We start from the raw sequence: 15,400 nt of genomic DNA on the forward strand, positions 1-15,400 counted from the left end.
TCTCCTTCTGTGAGGGGGTTCAGCCGGTGCGCCGGTCACGGCCGACGAGGATCACCAGTGCGTGCGGGCCGAGGTGGTAGCGGCCCGGGTGGTGCAGCTCGGGCTCGGCGCCCAGCGGGCCCGGGCGGTGCGGGGCGCCGATGCCCGTGTCGGCGAACAGGTGCCAGGCCTGTCCCTCGGGCAGCCCGGGCAGCTCCAGGTCGTGCGACTCCCAGTGGGCGTTGACGGCCACGTAGACGTGGTCGTCGCGTACGGTGCCGCCCTTGGCGTGCCGGCCGCAGCGCATCCAGGCGAGAACCCTGCTGTGCGCGGACCAGTCCGGGTCCCAGGCCCGTACGCCGTGCCAGCCGATGTCCGGGTAGCCGCTGCCGACCCGGTCGGAGCCGGTCGGGTGGTCCGCGGAGCGCAGCACCGGGTGGGCGTGCCGGAAGGCGATCAGGGCCCGGGTGAACTCCAGCAGTTCCGCGTTGTCCTCGACGAGCCCCCAGTCGAACCAGGACAGCTCGTTGTCCTGGCAGTAGCCGTTGTTGTTGCCGAGCTGGGTGCGCCCGACCTCGTCCCCGGCCAGGAGCATCGGGACGCCCTGGCTGGTGAGCAGGATGCCCAGCATGTTCTTCATCTGGCGGGTCCTGAGGCCGCGTACGTGCGCCGAGCCGCTGGGGCCCTCCTCCCCGCAGTTCCAGCTGTGGTTGTCGTTCGCCCCGTCGCGGTTGTCCTCGCCGTTGGCCTCGTTGTGCTTGTCGTTGTACGAGACCAGGTCGTGGAGGGTAAACCCGTCGTGCGCGGTGACGAAGTTGACCGACGCCGAGGCGGTGCGCCCCCGGTACAGGTCGGGGGAGCCGGCCATGCGGGTGGCCAGCTCGCCGACCAGTCCGGGCTCGCCCTTGACGAACCGGCGCACGGTGTCCCGGTACTTGCCGTTCCACTCCGACCAACGGCCGTAGTTGGGGAAGGCGCCCACCTGGTAGAGCCCGGCCGCGTCCCAGGCCTCGGCGATCAGCTTGGTGTGCCGCAGGATCGGGTCGTGGGCCAGTTGCTCCAGCAGCGGCGGGTTGGGCAGCGGGGTGCCGTCGGGCGCCCGGTCGAGGATGGCGGCGAGGTCGAAGCGGAAGCCGTCGATGTGGTACTCGGACACCCAGTAGCGCAGGCAGGACAGCACGAAGTCGCGGACCACGGGGTGGTTGCAGTTGACGGTGTTGCCGGTACCGCTGAAGTTGTAGTACTCGCCCTGCGGCGTGAGCATGTAGTAGGTGGCGTTGTCCAGGCCCCGGAACGAGATGGTCGGGCCCTGCTCGTTGCCCTCGGCGGTGTGGTTGAAGACCACGTCGAGCATGACCTCGATGCCGGCCCGGTGCAGTTCCCGGACGAGGGTCTTGAACTCGTCGGCCTGCATCCCGAACCGGCCCGTGGCCGCGTAGCCGGCCTTGGGGGCGAAGAACGAGACGGTGTTGTAGCCCCAGTAGTTGTACAGCCGCCCGCCGGTCGCCGGGTCGGTGCGCGGGTTGTCCAGCTCGTCGAACTCGAACACCGGCAGCAGCTCGACGCAGTTGACGCCGAGGTCCCTCAGGTGCGGGATCTTCTCCCGCAGGCCCGCGTAGGTGCCCGGGGCGCTGACCCCGGACGAGGGGTGCATGGTGAAGCCCCGGACGTGGGTCTCGTAGATGACCAGGTCCTCGGTGGGGATGCCCAGCGGGGTGTCGTCGCCCCAGTCGAAGTCGTCGTCGAGCACCTTCGCCCGGTAGGGGTAGACGTCGTCCCAGTCCGGTTCCCGGCCCCATACGTCCCGGCCCGAGATCAGCCGGGCGTAGGGGTCGCTGAGCACCTTGCCCGCGTCGAACCGGTCACCGGCCCCCGGGTCGAAGGGGCCGTCGGCGCGGAAGCCGTACTCCAGGTTCTCCGCGTCCAGGTCGAAGACCGTCATCGCGTACACGCTGCCGATCCGGAACTCCGGTGGGAACTCCAGTTCGGCCATGGGGTGCCGGGCACCCCGTTCGAAGAGGACCAGCCGCATCGCGGTCGCCCGGTCGGAGTAGACCGAGAAGTTGATCCCCCCGGGCACCGGATGGGCGCCGTACGGGAAGGGCCGTCCGGCCCGCACCCGGTGGCCGCCGATCCGGCGGGTGGGGAACGCGTCGACGCGCTCACGTACGTCCTGGGTCGTCATCGGCCCGTGTGTTCCCGTGCGGCGTCCAGGTCTTCCTCGATCTCGAAGAAGTCCAGGAACCCGGTGGCCGACATCACGAACCGGACCTCCTCCGACAGGCCGACCAGCGTCACCCGGGTCTCGAGCTGCTGCGCCCTGCGGTGCACGATCAGCAGGGTGCGCAGCCCGGCGCTGGAGACGTAGGAGACCCCGCTGAGGTCGATGAGCAGCCGGCTGCCCTGTGCGACGAACGGCAGGAGCTGGGCCTGGAGCCCGCCGGACGTGGTCGAGTTGATCTCTCCTTCGAGGACGACGACCGCGGTGTCGCCCTCGGTGCGGGAGCTGAGCTTGACGGTCATCCCGCCACCTCCGTCCGGGCCACGGGGGCCAGCCGAACCTTCACCTTGACCCGGCCGGACGTCTCGGGGAGCTGCACCAGCAGGCCCTCGGCGTCGAAGCCGGTGTCCGGCTCACCGTCGATCTCCACGGACTCGATGCGCACCGAGCCCCGCGGCAGCAGATCGGGAGCCACCCGCAGCACCCGGCCCTCGATCAGCGCCGGGTCGGGCTTGAACCAGAAGTCCATCGCGCTGCCGCCGAGCAGCAGGTTGTTGTAGACGGCCGCCAGGTAGCACAGCTCGGCCGAGTGGTACATCGACATCGAGTGGCTGCCCTTCAGCCGCTCGACCCCGAGCAGGTACGGCAGCCCGCTGGCCAGCGTGTTGAAGTAGACGGCGCCCTCGTCGTGGTCGAGGAAGAAGGCGTTGTAGAAGGCCTGCGCGCCGCGGGCCTCGCTCTGGAAGTCGGCGCGGCCGGTGACTCCCCGCAGGATGAGATAGGCGAGGATCGCCTGCTCCTGCTGCCACCACGCCTTGCGGTCGTGCCAGGTGAACCGGTGCCGGTCCTCGCCGTCCCGCCGCACGCGCTCCACGACGTCGTACCAGCCGCCGCGCTGCCGGTCCGCGCCCCACTCGGGCATGGTCTCGCCGAGGGAGGTGGCCAGCTCCAGGTAGGCGTCCTTGGGACGCAGCGAGTGCATCCGCAGCAGGTTCCAGGCGATCTTGAGGTTGTGGCCGACGACCGCCCGGTTCTGCTGCCAGCCGTGCGTGGTGTCGTGCGACCAGTCCTTGTGGAACCGCTCCTGGACGAAGGGGCTGTGCTCCGGGTCGGGGAAGCGGCCGACGATGGTGTCGAAGGTGTACTCCAGCATGTCGGCGTAGGTCTTCTCACCGGTGGCCAGGTACAGGTTGATCAGATAGGCCGGCGCGTGGTCGCCGACGGAGTTCCAGTTCTTACGGGCCCGGTTGGGGCCGAGCGACTCGTGCTCGGCGCTGAGCAGGATCGGGTCGATGTGGGAGAAGTACCCGCCGTGCTCCGGGTCGAGGTAGAACCGGTCGAAGAGCCGGATGGTGGCGTCCGCGTCCGCCTTGATGCGGGGGTCGCCGGTGATCCGGTACGTCTGGACGGGGCCGGCCAGCGCGTAGATCTGCTCGTAGGCGGGCAGCGCGTCGTAGTCGTCGGAGAACTCCGAGGTGAAGAGCTTGGTCTCGACATCGCCGTCGACCTTCAGGCCGTGGTACCAGTACACGACGTTCTCGTCGGCGTCCACGAACCGCATGTGCTCGCGCAGGTACTCGGTGCCCCGCTCCGCGACCTCCAGGTACTCGTCGTCGCCGGTGAGCAGGAACGCGGAGGCCATGCCGTACACCAGCCGGGAGATGGTGTCGGTCTCCTGCACGTGGCTCGCGGTCTTGTCGCCGCTGAGCCGGATCTCGGTGCGGTACCGGGCGAAGTCCACCGGTCCGTCGCCGAACTGGGCCTTGCGGTAGAAGGCGGCGATCTCGCGTATCTGCCGGATCCACCAGCCGGCCTCCTCGAACCGGTGGTCGTCCGGCTGCCGCCCGGTGAAGATCAGCCGCTTCGCCTCGAACCGCAGCCCGCCGGTTCCCGGGTAGAAGATCCCGTACGCCAGGACGTACCGGCCCTCCTCGAGCAGCGAGTCGATGTGCCCGGTCGCGTCCTGGTAAGGCTCCCCGAGGTTGTGCAGCAGCTCGGCGGACGGCCCGCCGTCCAGGGAGACCTCGAAGGGACGGCCGTCGGCGGTGACGAGGGTGAAGACGCGTGCCTCGCGATCGAATCCGGCCACCCGGCCCGCGACGGTGTCGGAGAACGTGAAGTTGACGGTGTCGGACATGGTCACACCCTTCGCTTTATGTTTTCGAATTCGTCCGGGACTGATGAACCATCGAATCTCCCGTTCTTGACATTTCGCGAACTTGTCATATCTTCAGCGCACTCGTTTGCCGTGGACAAAGAGCGGTCGCGGACTTCCTGAACTTTCAACTCTGCCGTCGGCGTTCTTCCGTGAGCCGGCGGACGGCGGCCAGCGGGATCGGCAGCCAGGCGGGCCGGTTGTGGGCCTCGTAGACCGCCTCGTACACCGCCTTGTCCGCCTCGAAGGCGCGCACCAGCAGGGGCGCCCGGCGCGGGTCCTGGCCACCGCCGGCGGCGTAACCGGCGCAGTACGCCTGCCGGTTGTGCACCGACCAGGCCGTGGCCCGGCGGCTCAGCCGGGTGGCGCGCGGGTCGCCGGCCGGGATCTCGCCGGGCGGCAGGCCCAGCAGCTCGGTCAGCGCGTGGTGGGCCGCGTAGTCGAAGGAGCGCAGCATCGCCGCGACGTCGCGCAGCGCGGGCTGCGGCCGGCGTCGCTCCTGCGGGGAGTGCCCGGGCTCGCCCTCGAAGTCGATGAGCACCCAGCCCTGCCCGGTGCGCAGCACCTGCCCCAGGTGCAGGTCGCCGTGGATCCGCTGGACGAGCGGCGCCCGGCCGCGCAGCACCCGGATCCGCAGGTCGTCGTGGAGCCCCCACAGCTCCTGCGCGTACGGCGCCAGGTGCGGCACCGCCCGCAGTCCCGCCGTCAGCCGGTCGCCCAGCAGGTCCAGCAGGTCCACGGACTCCCGGCCGCTCAGCGGCCTGCTGCCGAGCTGCCCGGCGAGCGCGGTGTGCACCCGGGCGGTGGCGAGCCCCAGCCCGTACGACTCCTCGGCGAAGCCGCCGAGCGGCGCGGGAACGCCGCCCTCCCCCTCCAGACAGGCGCGGGCCCGGTCGGTGGCCGCCGCCCAGCCGTCCCCGCCGGAGCGTACGAACTCCTGGAGGACGCCCAGGGTGCAGGCGCCGAGCGGGGAGTCGCCGGTGGCGCGCACCTGCCCCAGCGGGGCCGCGCCCGGCACACCGCCGGCCCGCTGCAACGCGCCCAGCAGCTCCAGTTCGGGGTTGGTCCCGGGCACCGGCCGGCGCAGCACCTTGAGCATCGCGCGGTCCCCGAAGGCCACCGAGGTGTTGGACTGCTCCGCCGTGCTCGCCACACCGGGGAGGCCGTACGGAAGCTCGCTCCCCGGCAGCCGCTCGAAGCGCACCGGGCCGCTCTGCTCGGCGCCGAAGCACTCCAGCAGCCGCGTCATCAACTCCGGGTCCTGCGTCGCCTCGTACAGCGTGAGAGCGGTGCCGTCCGGGGCGTCGAGCCGGCCGATCACCGATCCGGGCGGCTCCGCGCCGGGCCCGCGCCGCAAGCCGATCAGCGCCTGGTACGGCCCGTCCGGTCCGGCGTCGAACACCGCGAGCAGCAAACCGGGTTCGCCCGGCAGCACCCGCTCCAGCAGCCGGACACCGACCGGCGGCACCCCGCCGTTCTTGCCCGCGAACCAGCGCCGCCCGGGCAACCACGCCCCGAGCAGCCCCCCTAGCCCGGCCCGCACCCGCTCCGACTCCGCGTCCACCAAGGTCGTCATCCGCCCCGCACCTCCGTCCACCAGGGGCCCGCCGACGCCCGGCCCGCACCCTCGCGGGCCCCCGGCTCCCCGCGCTCACACCCGCCGACCAGTGCCTCCCGCGCGGCCGGCGGACGCACGACCCGCCGAGCCCCGCGCGCACCGGCCCCCATTCCGCGTCCACCGGAGCCGTCGCACGCACGGTGCCCGATCCGCTCCCGGGCGGCCGGCACCCACGCCGGCCCGCCCCGCACGCGTCCCGCATCCGTCTCGGCCGAAGTCGTCACGCGGCCCGCACCCCCACCCGCACGGGCGCCGCGGACACCCGTAGTGCCGGAGGGCGGGACCCGGTGCGTGCTGTCGCCGAGAGGACCGTGGCCGCGTGGGCCAGGGAGACCATCGTCATGTGGTGGTGCCAGCCCCGGTAGGAGCGGCCCTCGAAGTCCCGGATGCCGAGGCTTTCGCTGACCTCCGTCAGGTCGCGGGACACACGGCGCGCGAGCATGGCGGTGCGGTAGACCGTGCCGAGCTGGGACTGCGGCAGGTTGGACAGCCAGTACCCGCTCGGGGTGCGCCGCCCGGGGTCCTGCCAGGCGCCGACCAGGATCAGTTCCTGCGGGTCGGCGGGGACCGGCCGGGACGCCTCGGGGCCGGTCCGGCGCAGCAGGACCCGGGTGGCGCCGACCGAGGTGGCCCGCAGGGCGTCCGCCTCGTGGTCGTACCACTCCACCGGCAGGCACTGCCTGCTCAGCTCCGGGACCAGGGCCAGCGGGGAGCCGGGCGGGCACGGGGCGCCGGTGTCCTCCGAGACGGGCTCCGGCGTCCCGGGCCGCACCGCGGGCCGCACCGGCCGGAGCGCCAGGGAGCGGGCCGCCGGGTCGACGCGGACGACGAACGGCACCCGGCGCTCCAGCAGCAGCGCGCAGACGCCGTACGCGTCGCTCTCCCGCAGGTCCATCACCACCGGCCGGTGCGGCAGGCCCCAGTCCTCGGCCATCGCGGACACGGCCTGGACCGCGCACTGCTCGGGCGGGCAGGAGCCGACGTCCTCCGGGATGCAGGCGCGCCGGCGCAGCGCCGCCTCGCCGGCCCAGCTCTCCGGCAGCGCCAGCCGCCAGTCGACCGGGCACGACGCCCGGTCCGAGGCCAGCCACACGCCCACCGCCTGCTGGCAGTTGACGACCCGCCCGTACTGCGACACCCAGCGCCGCTCCACGCCCACCGAGTGCTGCCCGACCTTGGCGATCACCAGCGGCTGCACCACCCAGGCACGCGGCTCGATCCGCAGCAGCAGCTCCGCGAGCTCCCGGCGGACCGGCTCCGCGGCCCATGGGGACTTGGTGATGAACTGGTAGAGGCTCTGCTCCACTCCGCCGCCCGCGCCGTCGGCGATCGCCCGCATCGTCTTGCGGCCGGGTACCGACAGCAGGCCTCTCACATACAGCTCGCCCCAGCGCCGCTGATCGCTGCGCGGAATGGAACGGAAGGTGCGGGAAAGGATCTCGGAAACCAATTTCTCGGAGACGGTGGAAATCTGTGCGGAAACCGCGGAGGCAATGTCGGCGGGCCCCGCTGTCTGACGTTCGCCGGGCATGACTCGGCCCTCTCTGGAAAGCGTGAGGATTCACCCGGGGCCGGCGCGGCGGACGCGTTGGGGCGTCCGTCGGCGCGCCGGCCCCGGCAGGAGCCCGCCGGCCCAGGGGGGTGGGCGGACGGGTACGGGACGGGGACGGGCGGTCGGGGGGATGACCCGCCCTCGTCCTCCGTACGGCCCCGGGTCGGGGCCGCGGCCGGGCGGGTCCTACGGCCGCAGGGCGAGCAGCGGGTCCGGGGCCAGACCGCGGAACAGCGGCTCCCAGTCCGCGGGCGCCGGGCCCGGCTCGTTGTAGACCTCGAACGTGCGGCGGGTGGCCGCCGGTGAGCCGAGCGCCCGCACGCAGGCCTCCGCCACCGAGGCGCGCGAGACCCAGCCGTCACCGCGGTCGTCCTGCTCCAGCCGGACGCCCGCGCCCGCGCTGCCGTCGTCGGTCAGCCAGCCGGGCCGTACGACCGTGTAGGCGCACCCGGAGTCGCGCACCGCGTCCTCGCCGCGCAGCCGCCAGTCGAGCAGCCGCCCGTAGGCGTTCATCGGGTGCTCGCGCCGGGTCACGAATATCTGGCTGACCAGCACGAACCGGGGCCGCTCCGCGTACTCGGCGGCCGCGGCGAGCACATTGCGCACACCGCTGAACACGGTGGTCTCCGGGCTGTCCGGACCGGAGTCGGCGGTGCCCGGCTCGACGCTGAACACCACGGCGGCGCAGCCGCGCAGCGCGGGTCCCAGCGTGTCCGCGTACCGTACGTCCGCCTGCCACAGCTCGGTGCCGGGCGGCGGGGGCGTTCCCCGCTCCGGGTGCCGGCTCACCACGCGGACCCGCTCGCCCGCCTCGGCCAGTCTCCTGGTCACGAGGGCGCCGAGCCGGCCCGCCCCGCCGATCACCGCAATGGGGCCGTGCATGTGCATGATTCCCCCTATGTGTCTGCCGTCCGCCGTCCCCGGCGGTTCACACCCAGCGCAGGACGTCGTCGGCGTTCGTCAGCTCGGTCGCGGCCGGCACCCCGGTCAGCGTGGGCACCCTGAGCCGCGGATAGACCGTGACCCCGCGGAACCTGGACCCGGGCCGCAGCACGGCCCCGTCGCCGATCGCGGTGTAGCCCTCCAGCCGTGTCGGGCGGCCGCGTTCCGAGTGGATGACGGCCATCGGACCGACGTAGCTGTCCGAGACGTCCGCGTGGGCGCCGATCACCGCCGACTCGCCGACGGCCGAGTGCGCGAGCGTGCCGCCTTCACGGATCTCGGCCCCGTCGCCGATGTCCGTGTGCTCCAGCCGTACCCCCGGTCCGATCTCGACCTCGCGGCCGATGCGCACACCGGGACCGATCAGCACCGAGCCCTCCTCGATCTTCTGGGCGAGGGTGGTGCCGGTCAGGTCGTCCTTCGTCTGCAGGCTGCTGTCGTGGATCCAGCCGTGCGGCCCGGCCTGCCCGGTCCGCTCCATGAGCCGGTTCATCTGCTCGTACCCCCCGTCGAGTACGAGCCGCAGGGTGTCCAGGTAGTCCGGTACGTTGCCCAGGTCGCCGAGTCCGCCGATGGCGTGCACGGCCACCGGGTGCCCGTTGCCGGCAAGCCAGGGCAGCAGGTCACCGCCCCAGTCCAGCCGCTGGTGCGAGCGCCGGAACAGTTCCGGCTCCCGGGCCAGCAGCCGCAGCCGGGCGCAGTCGACCAGGTACATCCCGGCATTGGTGGGCAGCGTGGCCCGCTCGTCGGCGACCGCGTCCGGGAAGAGCTCGCTCAGCCGCCCGGCGGCCGGCTTCTCGACGAAGCCCGTCACCAGTCCCGTCGCGTCGGTGCGCATCACCCCGTACTTGCCGGCGATCTCCCGGGCCGTGCGTTCCACCGCGGCCACCGTCACCACGGCGCCGCTCCGGTCGTGCGCCGCCCGCAGGGCGGGCAGATCGAAGTCGAAGAGCGAGTCGACCGGCAGCACCAGGGCCTGGCCCTGCAGGTCCCACTGTTCGAGGTTGTGCAGCGTGGCACCGGCCGAGCCGACGTTGTAGCGGTCCAGGCGCGACCGGGAGTACCGGATGTCCACGCCGTGCCGCTCGCCGTGCCCGAGGAGCAGTTTGATCTGGTTGCGGTTCTCCAGGCCGTGGGCGACCACGTGGAAACGGCGGACGCCCTGGTCCCGGCAGGCTTCGACGACCCATTCGATGAGCCGCCTGCCGACGAACGGAATAAGTGCCTTGCTGCGAATGTAGTCGGCCGATTCCAGGGTGATGGGTTTCGCCCGTTCCCCCCGGCCGCCCGCGAGTATGATTCCGACGGTCTCCGGATTCCGACGAGGGACCATCTCTTCCCCCCTATGAATGCGTCGGATGTCCGCCCGGACCTTCGGTCAGCCCCATTCCGGGTCGTGTTCGGGAGTGTTGGCCGTCTGCGTGGCCGACTGGACGTGCGCGGCCCCTTCGGCCGACTGGACGCCGAGTCCGAGGAGGAGCATGAGGGCGAATATCGCGGTGAATCGACTGGCGTTCGTTCCCTTGGAATTCATGTGGATTCCCTCCCAGGTGGCTGATTAGGCGCTGTCGCCTCCGCCGCGAGAAGCATGCCGCAGCCAGGGGCCGATTTTCTTCGCTTGGTAGCCTCGTGATCGCGCATTGCGCATTTCTGAAGGGGGAACGAATGTGCAGGAAGTCGGACAATCCCTCCCATTCCCATGTCGTCAGGCTGTGCGACGACGGACTGGCCCACTATCGGGAAGCGCTTACGAAAGGTCCGATTGATGGGGAAGTCCCCGACTGCCTGGTCGAGTTGGGTCTGATGCGGCCGTTGGCCGAAAACCCGCGGATCATGGGCGTGGTGCCGCCGGACATCGCGGTGAGCGAGTTCTGCCGCCCGATCGAGCGCGCCATCCTCGTCCAGCAGCAGGCCGTCGCGGCCGTCCGGGAGGCGCTGAGCGCCGCCGAGGACGTCTACCGCGAGGAGCAGGGGACCGCCTCCGCCGACATCCGTCTGCTGCACGGCGAGGACGTGATCAGCGCCGCGCTGCAGAAGTCCGCCGACGCCTGCCGGGCGGAGCTGCTGACCGCACAGCCCGGCGGGGGACGGGCCACCGCGCTGCTCAGCAAGGCGCTGCGCCGGACCCTGGAGCTGGCCGAGCGCGACATCCGCCAGCGCACGCTCTACCAGCACTCCGTGCGCACGCACGGCCCCACGCTCTCCTACATCGAGCAGGTGACCGCGGTCGGTGTGGAAGTGCGCACCCTGAACGAGCTGTTCGACCGGCTCATCATCTTCGACCGCAAGATCGCCTTCATCCCCGATCCCCGGCACGACCTGAGGACCACCGCCCTGGCCATCGAGCATCCGGCGATCGTCCACTACCTGGCCACGGTCTTCGACCACGCCTGGCGGCGCGCGGAGCCGCTCAGCATCACCCAGGAGCGGGCGCGTCCCCCGCTGATGACCGACGAGACCCGGCGCACCGTCCTGCGGCTGATGATCGAGGGCCACACCGACGCGGCGATCGCCAAGCGCCTCGGCATCAGCGCCCGTACCGTCTCCACCCACATCGGCCGCGCCGCCGAGGCCCTGAACAGCAAGAGCCGAGCCCAACTCGCCTACGCCCTGGCCGAGTCGAAACTCCTGGAAGACGACCCCACCTGACCGCCCCCCGGGGCCCCGCAAGCGCCCGCCGCCGCTCCCAGTGGGCCCACCCACGGACCCGCATCCCACCCCCAGGGGCCCCACGGACTCGCGAGCCGCCGACGGCGCCCCGCCCCCAGAGGGGGCCACCCGCACCCGACCACGGCGGCCGCACGAGCGGTTCGGGTGGGAACCCGGTCCCGCCGAAGGCGCAGCCGAGGCGGGCGGGCGCGAAGAAGCCGAGGCGAGAGGCCCTCTAAACCCGCGCGGCAGCGGCCAGCACCTGCGCCACATCCCCCCGCCCCGCCCCCGCCGGCACCCCCAGCACCGCCCGCCCCGGCATCCGCGAGCGCAGCTCCCGCAGTACCGGATCCAGCAGGCGCGGAGCCGCCGTCACCACCGACGTCCCCGGCCACAGGGCGAGTTCGACGGCCGCGGCGGACAGCCCGGCGTCGTCGAGGTAGACGAGGCGGGCGTGCCCGAGCCCGGGCGAGGCGGCGCAGGCGGCCACCGCGAGACGGGTCCCCGCCTCGCCGACGGAGATCAGCCGGGCACAGGCGTCCTCCGGATCGCCCAGCGCCAGCGAGGACAGCGGAGCCTCGCTCTCCACCCCGTCCCCCCGGCCCGCCCCCGCCCGCTCCCCCAGCACCAGGCAGTGCGGCCGCGCCGAGCGCGCGGCCTGCCGCACCACCGCCCGGGTCTCCTGCTCGCCGCAGGGCACGGCGAGCGGTACGCCGGGCATCCGCCGCACCTCGTCGTACCCGTCCGGGAAGTTCTCGGGCGGCACCACCACGGTGGCGCCGGCCTCCAGGCAGTCCCGCCACAGCGACCGGGGTGCCGTCGTACGGCCCTCCGCGCCCGAGGTGACGACCACGAACGGCCGGAACCCGGCCGCGCCCAGGCCCGTCACCATCTGGATCAGCACCGAGCCCACGTTGGGCAACGAGAAGAAGCGGTCCGGGTGGGCCGCGGCGAACGGATGGTCCTTGTCCCGGGGCAGCGTCTCCAGGCAGACGGCCCGGCCGTCGCGCCCGGCGACCGCCGTGAGCTCGGCCCGGAAGGCGTCCCGCGCGGAGAGGCTCACACCCACCACTTCCCCCGTCGGCGGACCGGCGGCCGCGCACCGGCGCGCCGTGTCCGAGTCCAACTGCTCCCTGCACGGCCCCGGCCGCGGCGTTCCCGCCCCGTACCGGCGGCCCGGCCGGCCGCCCGGCCGCCCCGGTGCGCGCGGTTGGTCAGCCGCGGCCCGCGTCCTCGTCCACGCCGATCTCCAGCAGCAGGTGCTCGACGACGTCGTCGCCGTACGACTCCTCGACCAGTTCCACTGACCGCACCACCCGCAGCGCCCGTCCGCACTCCCGGGCGATCCGGTGCAGCTCCCCGAGCACGCCGCGGCTGCTGAAGTGCAGCAGCGCGCGGCCGCCCGGGGCGAGCATCAGCGGGGCCTCGGCCAGATAGCGCCGGTGCGCGCGGTAGCCGGGGTCGACGTAGGCCCGCTCGTGCATGGAGCGGTACCTGTAGTCCTCCGGCGCCCGCACGTAGTTGGAACTCCAGAAGATGGTGTCGAAACGTTCCTGCGGGAGTTCCGAGAAGAGATCGCTCCGCACCGCCCGCACCCGGACCGCCACCCGGTGCCGTACGGCGTTGAGTTCGGCGTTCTCCACCGCCCGCGGATTGATGTCGGCGGCCACCACCCGTGCGCACCCGGCCAGCGCCGCGCGCACGGCGATGACCCCCGTTCCGCAGCCCATTTCCAGGAATGAACCACTCCATTCACCAGGGCCCGCCCGATCGAGCCCGAGCAACTCGAGCGCGACGGCCGTCGAGGGTGAGAAGACGGGAGCAAACACTTCGTCAAGAAGGTCCCATCGCAAACCCATGAGCGCGAATTCGGAAGGCCGGTCGGCCCGCGTCAACGACATCCGGCTGCGCTCCAGCGAGCGCGCATAACTCTGTGTTCCCGACATGCCCTCGTCCCCCCGTTGGACGCTTCGCGGCGGCGGCGTCATCCTGCCCAACCGGCGCGGTGTCAGGGATTATTGTCGGACATCCGGACACCACGGCGGAATGTGCAGCGGTAACCGCCGCGCACCGGCCCGATGGTGCCCGGGCCACCGCGAAGCACCCCGGAGGAAGGGAATTCGGCCATTAATCGGCCCAACCGTATTGGTTCTGGCCATCGTTGACGCCCGTCGTGCACGCAATCTAGGTTCACAAAAGTCCGGCAGAGCCGGACACCGCAGGCGCCGCGGATCAAACAGGGGGTGAGGTCGGTGCGGCCCAAGGACGACTTCGTACAGGACGAACTGCTCAGACTGCTCGAACTGCTCGCCACCGAGGCCCCGCCCCACCGATTCGAGCCACCTCCGGCCGCCACCGAACCGGTGCCGGCCGAGTCCCTGGCCCTGCTGAACCGGGCCCGCACCCTGGCCCTCGACGTCCACGGCCTGCTCGCCCGGCACCAGCAGCGCGAGGCCGCCCTCGCGGCGCTCGTGGACACGGCGCGGGAACTGACCCTCCCGTACGACGTGGACGCGCTGCTCCAGGTGATCGCCCGCAGGGCCCGGCTGCTGCTCAACTTCGACATGTCCTGGATCGCCCTGCGGGACCCCGCCGACAACCGCTCCTACGTGCGCGTCTCCGACGGACACGCCTCCACGATCACCCCGGGCTTCGTCATCCCGGCGCAGGGCGGCGTGGGCAACGCCGCCGCCGAGCGCTCCGCGCCCTACTGGACCTCCGACTACCTCACCGACGACCGGTTCCCGCACTCCGCCGCCACCGACGAGGTGGTCACCGCCGAGGGACTGCACGGCCTCATGGCGGTGCCCCTGAAAGAGGGCACCTGCACCTTCGGCGCGCTCTACGGCGCCAACCGCTCGGTGCGCCACCTCACGCCCGACGAGATCACCCTCGTCTCCTCGCTGGGCGACCTCGCCTCGCTCGCCATCAAGAAGGCCCGGCTGCTCGCCCAGACCCGCTCCGAGCTCAGCGAACTGGAACTGGACGTCTCCCGGGCCCTGGACTCCTCCACCGCCGAGCGCCAGGCCGGCGGCGTCCACACCCGGCTCATCGACATGGTGCTGAGCGGCCGCGGCCTCGGCGAGGTCGCCGCGCGCGCCGCGGCCGAACTGGGCGGCGCCCTGATGGTCCGCGACGCCACCGGCCGGACCCTGGCAGTCACGGCCGGCTTCCCGGACACCGACGAGGCGGAGCTCTTCCAGCGGACCCTGGACGCCCACACCGAACTCGCCCCCATCCGCTCCGCCGACGGGCTGTGGCTGTGCCCGGCCACCGCCGGCCGTGAGGTGCTCGGCACCGTGATCCTGGCCCCCGACGGCCCGGCCGTCGACTACCAGCTCCGGCTGCTGCAGGCCACCGCGCAGTCCACCGCGGTCCTGCTGCGCATCCAGGCGGGCGCCGACACCTCCGCCGACGGCGGCCGCAGCCAGCTCCTGCACGATCTGATCGGCGACTCCCCGCGCGCGCCCGAACAACTCGCCGTGCACGCCCGGCGCCTCGGCGTCGCCCTCGACGACCCCCACGTGGTGCTGATCGCCCGGCCGGACGGCGGGGCCGGTGGACGCGCCCTGGTGTGGGCCTCCTCGTACGCGCACCGCATGGCCGGCCTGCAGACCATCGTGGACGACTGCCTGGTCCTGCTCGTCCCGGGCACCGACCCCTCGGCGGCGGGGCGGGCCGTCACCGCCGAGCTGGCCTCGGTCACCGGCCGCCGGGTGACCGTGGGCTCCGCCGGCCCCGTCGCGCACCCCGGCCCGCTGCACGGCACCTACCAGGAGGCCAGGCGGTGCCTGGAGGCGCTCACCGCGCTCGGCACCGACGGGGGCAGCGCCTCGGCTCAGGAGCTGGGCTTCCTCGGTCTGCTGCTCGCCGACAGCCCCGACATCCCGGCCTTCGTACAGACCACCATCGGCCCGGTCATCGCCTACGACGACCAGCACTGCACCGATCTGGTCCACACCCTGGAGGCCTACTACGCCTCCGGCGGCAGCCCCCGCCGGGCCGCCGAGATACTGCACGTCCACCCCAACACCGTCTCCCGGCGGCTGGAACGGATCACCGAACTCCTCGAACCCGCCTGGCAGGAGCCCATGCGCGCCCTGGAGGTCCAGCTCGCCCTGCGGCTGCAGCGCACCCGGCACGCGATCCGCTCCCCGCTGTCCACCTGCTGAAGCCGAAACGGCCGCGGGAATCTTATAATTTCCCTGGCCCCAGGTCGCTTCCGCGGTGGCAGCCCGGGGCAACCTGTCCTCCCCTGCCAACCTTTTCGCTTCCCACGTCCCC

Annotated in this window: 12 protein-coding genes; 2 read left to right on the forward strand and 10 right to left on the reverse strand. The window is 72.4% G+C overall.

From position 1 onward, the window contains the following. Positions 1 to 19: 19 nt before the first annotated feature. The 8 genes from glgX to ACZ6B1_RS32490 form a co-directional block, all read right to left on the reverse strand. Positions 20 to 2,164 (reverse strand): glycogen debranching protein GlgX, encoded by a 2,145-nt coding sequence (gene glgX, locus ACZ6B1_RS32455; RefSeq protein WP_468784329.1) that lies wholly within the window; start codon positions 2,162 to 2,164, stop codon positions 20 to 22. Continuing rightward, positions 2,161 to 2,502, reverse strand: a complete 342-nt coding sequence (locus ACZ6B1_RS32460) for an STAS domain-containing protein (RefSeq protein WP_468784331.1) — start codon at positions 2,500 to 2,502, stop codon at positions 2,161 to 2,163. Before ACZ6B1_RS32460 ends, glgX begins: the two co-directional genes overlap by 4 nt. Further along, on the reverse strand, positions 2,499 to 4,337 hold the full coding sequence (locus ACZ6B1_RS32465) for an AGE family epimerase/isomerase (RefSeq protein WP_468784333.1): 1,839 nt from the start codon (positions 4,335 to 4,337) through the stop codon (positions 2,499 to 2,501). The genes ACZ6B1_RS32460 and ACZ6B1_RS32465 overlap by 4 nt, the downstream gene beginning before the upstream one ends. Before the next feature lie 145 nt (positions 4,338 to 4,482). After that, on the reverse strand, positions 4,483 to 5,931 hold the full coding sequence (locus ACZ6B1_RS32470) for a maltokinase N-terminal cap-like domain-containing protein (protein WP_468784335.1): 1,449 nt from the start codon (positions 5,929 to 5,931) through the stop codon (positions 4,483 to 4,485). 262 nt (positions 5,932 to 6,193) lie between these two features. Beyond that, entirely contained in the window at positions 6,194 to 7,504 is a 1,311-nt protein-coding gene (locus ACZ6B1_RS32475) for an IS701 family transposase (RefSeq protein ID WP_468784337.1), read from the reverse strand. A 207-nt stretch (positions 7,505 to 7,711) separates the two neighbouring features. After that, positions 7,712 to 8,407 carry an SDR family oxidoreductase gene (locus tag ACZ6B1_RS32480; protein WP_468784340.1) on the reverse strand — a complete coding sequence of 232 codons (696 nt, stop codon included), beginning with the start codon at positions 8,405 to 8,407 and terminating at the stop codon, positions 7,712 to 7,714. 46 nt (positions 8,408 to 8,453) lie between these two features. Continuing rightward, positions 8,454 to 9,800, reverse strand: coding sequence for a sugar phosphate nucleotidyltransferase (locus ACZ6B1_RS32485; RefSeq protein WP_468784342.1), 1,347 nt, complete (start codon positions 9,798 to 9,800; stop codon positions 8,454 to 8,456). Positions 9,801 to 9,845: 45 nt separating this feature from the next. Next, entirely contained in the window at positions 9,846 to 10,001 is a 156-nt protein-coding gene (locus ACZ6B1_RS32490; protein ID WP_468784344.1) for a hypothetical protein, read from the reverse strand. 269 nt (positions 10,002 to 10,270) lie between these two features. Between ACZ6B1_RS32490 and ACZ6B1_RS32495 the strand changes: the two genes are divergently transcribed. Further along, positions 10,271 to 11,116, forward strand: coding sequence for a helix-turn-helix transcriptional regulator (locus tag ACZ6B1_RS32495; protein WP_445052618.1), 846 nt, complete (start codon positions 10,271 to 10,273; stop codon positions 11,114 to 11,116). Between the two features lie 235 nt (positions 11,117 to 11,351). Here ACZ6B1_RS32495 and ACZ6B1_RS32500 read toward each other — a convergent pair whose 3' ends face one another. Both ACZ6B1_RS32500 and ACZ6B1_RS32505 read right to left on the reverse strand, forming a co-directional pair. Next, entirely contained in the window at positions 11,352 to 12,179 is an 828-nt protein-coding gene (locus ACZ6B1_RS32500; RefSeq protein ID WP_468784347.1) for a hypothetical protein, read from the reverse strand. Between the two features lie 151 nt (positions 12,180 to 12,330). Next, a complete protein-coding gene (locus tag ACZ6B1_RS32505; RefSeq protein WP_468784349.1) occupies positions 12,331 to 13,104 on the reverse strand; it encodes a methyltransferase domain-containing protein in 774 nt (257 codons plus the stop codon). Positions 13,105 to 13,368: 264 nt separating this feature from the next. Here ACZ6B1_RS32505 and ACZ6B1_RS32510 point away from each other — a divergent pair, with 264 nt between their 5' ends. Beyond that, positions 13,369 to 15,288, forward strand: a complete 1,920-nt coding sequence (locus ACZ6B1_RS32510; protein WP_468784351.1) for a helix-turn-helix domain-containing protein — start codon at positions 13,369 to 13,371, stop codon at positions 15,286 to 15,288. Positions 15,289 to 15,400 lie beyond the last annotated feature (112 nt).

The sequence above is a fragment of the Streptomyces sp. NPDC041129 genome (assembly GCF_055592265.1).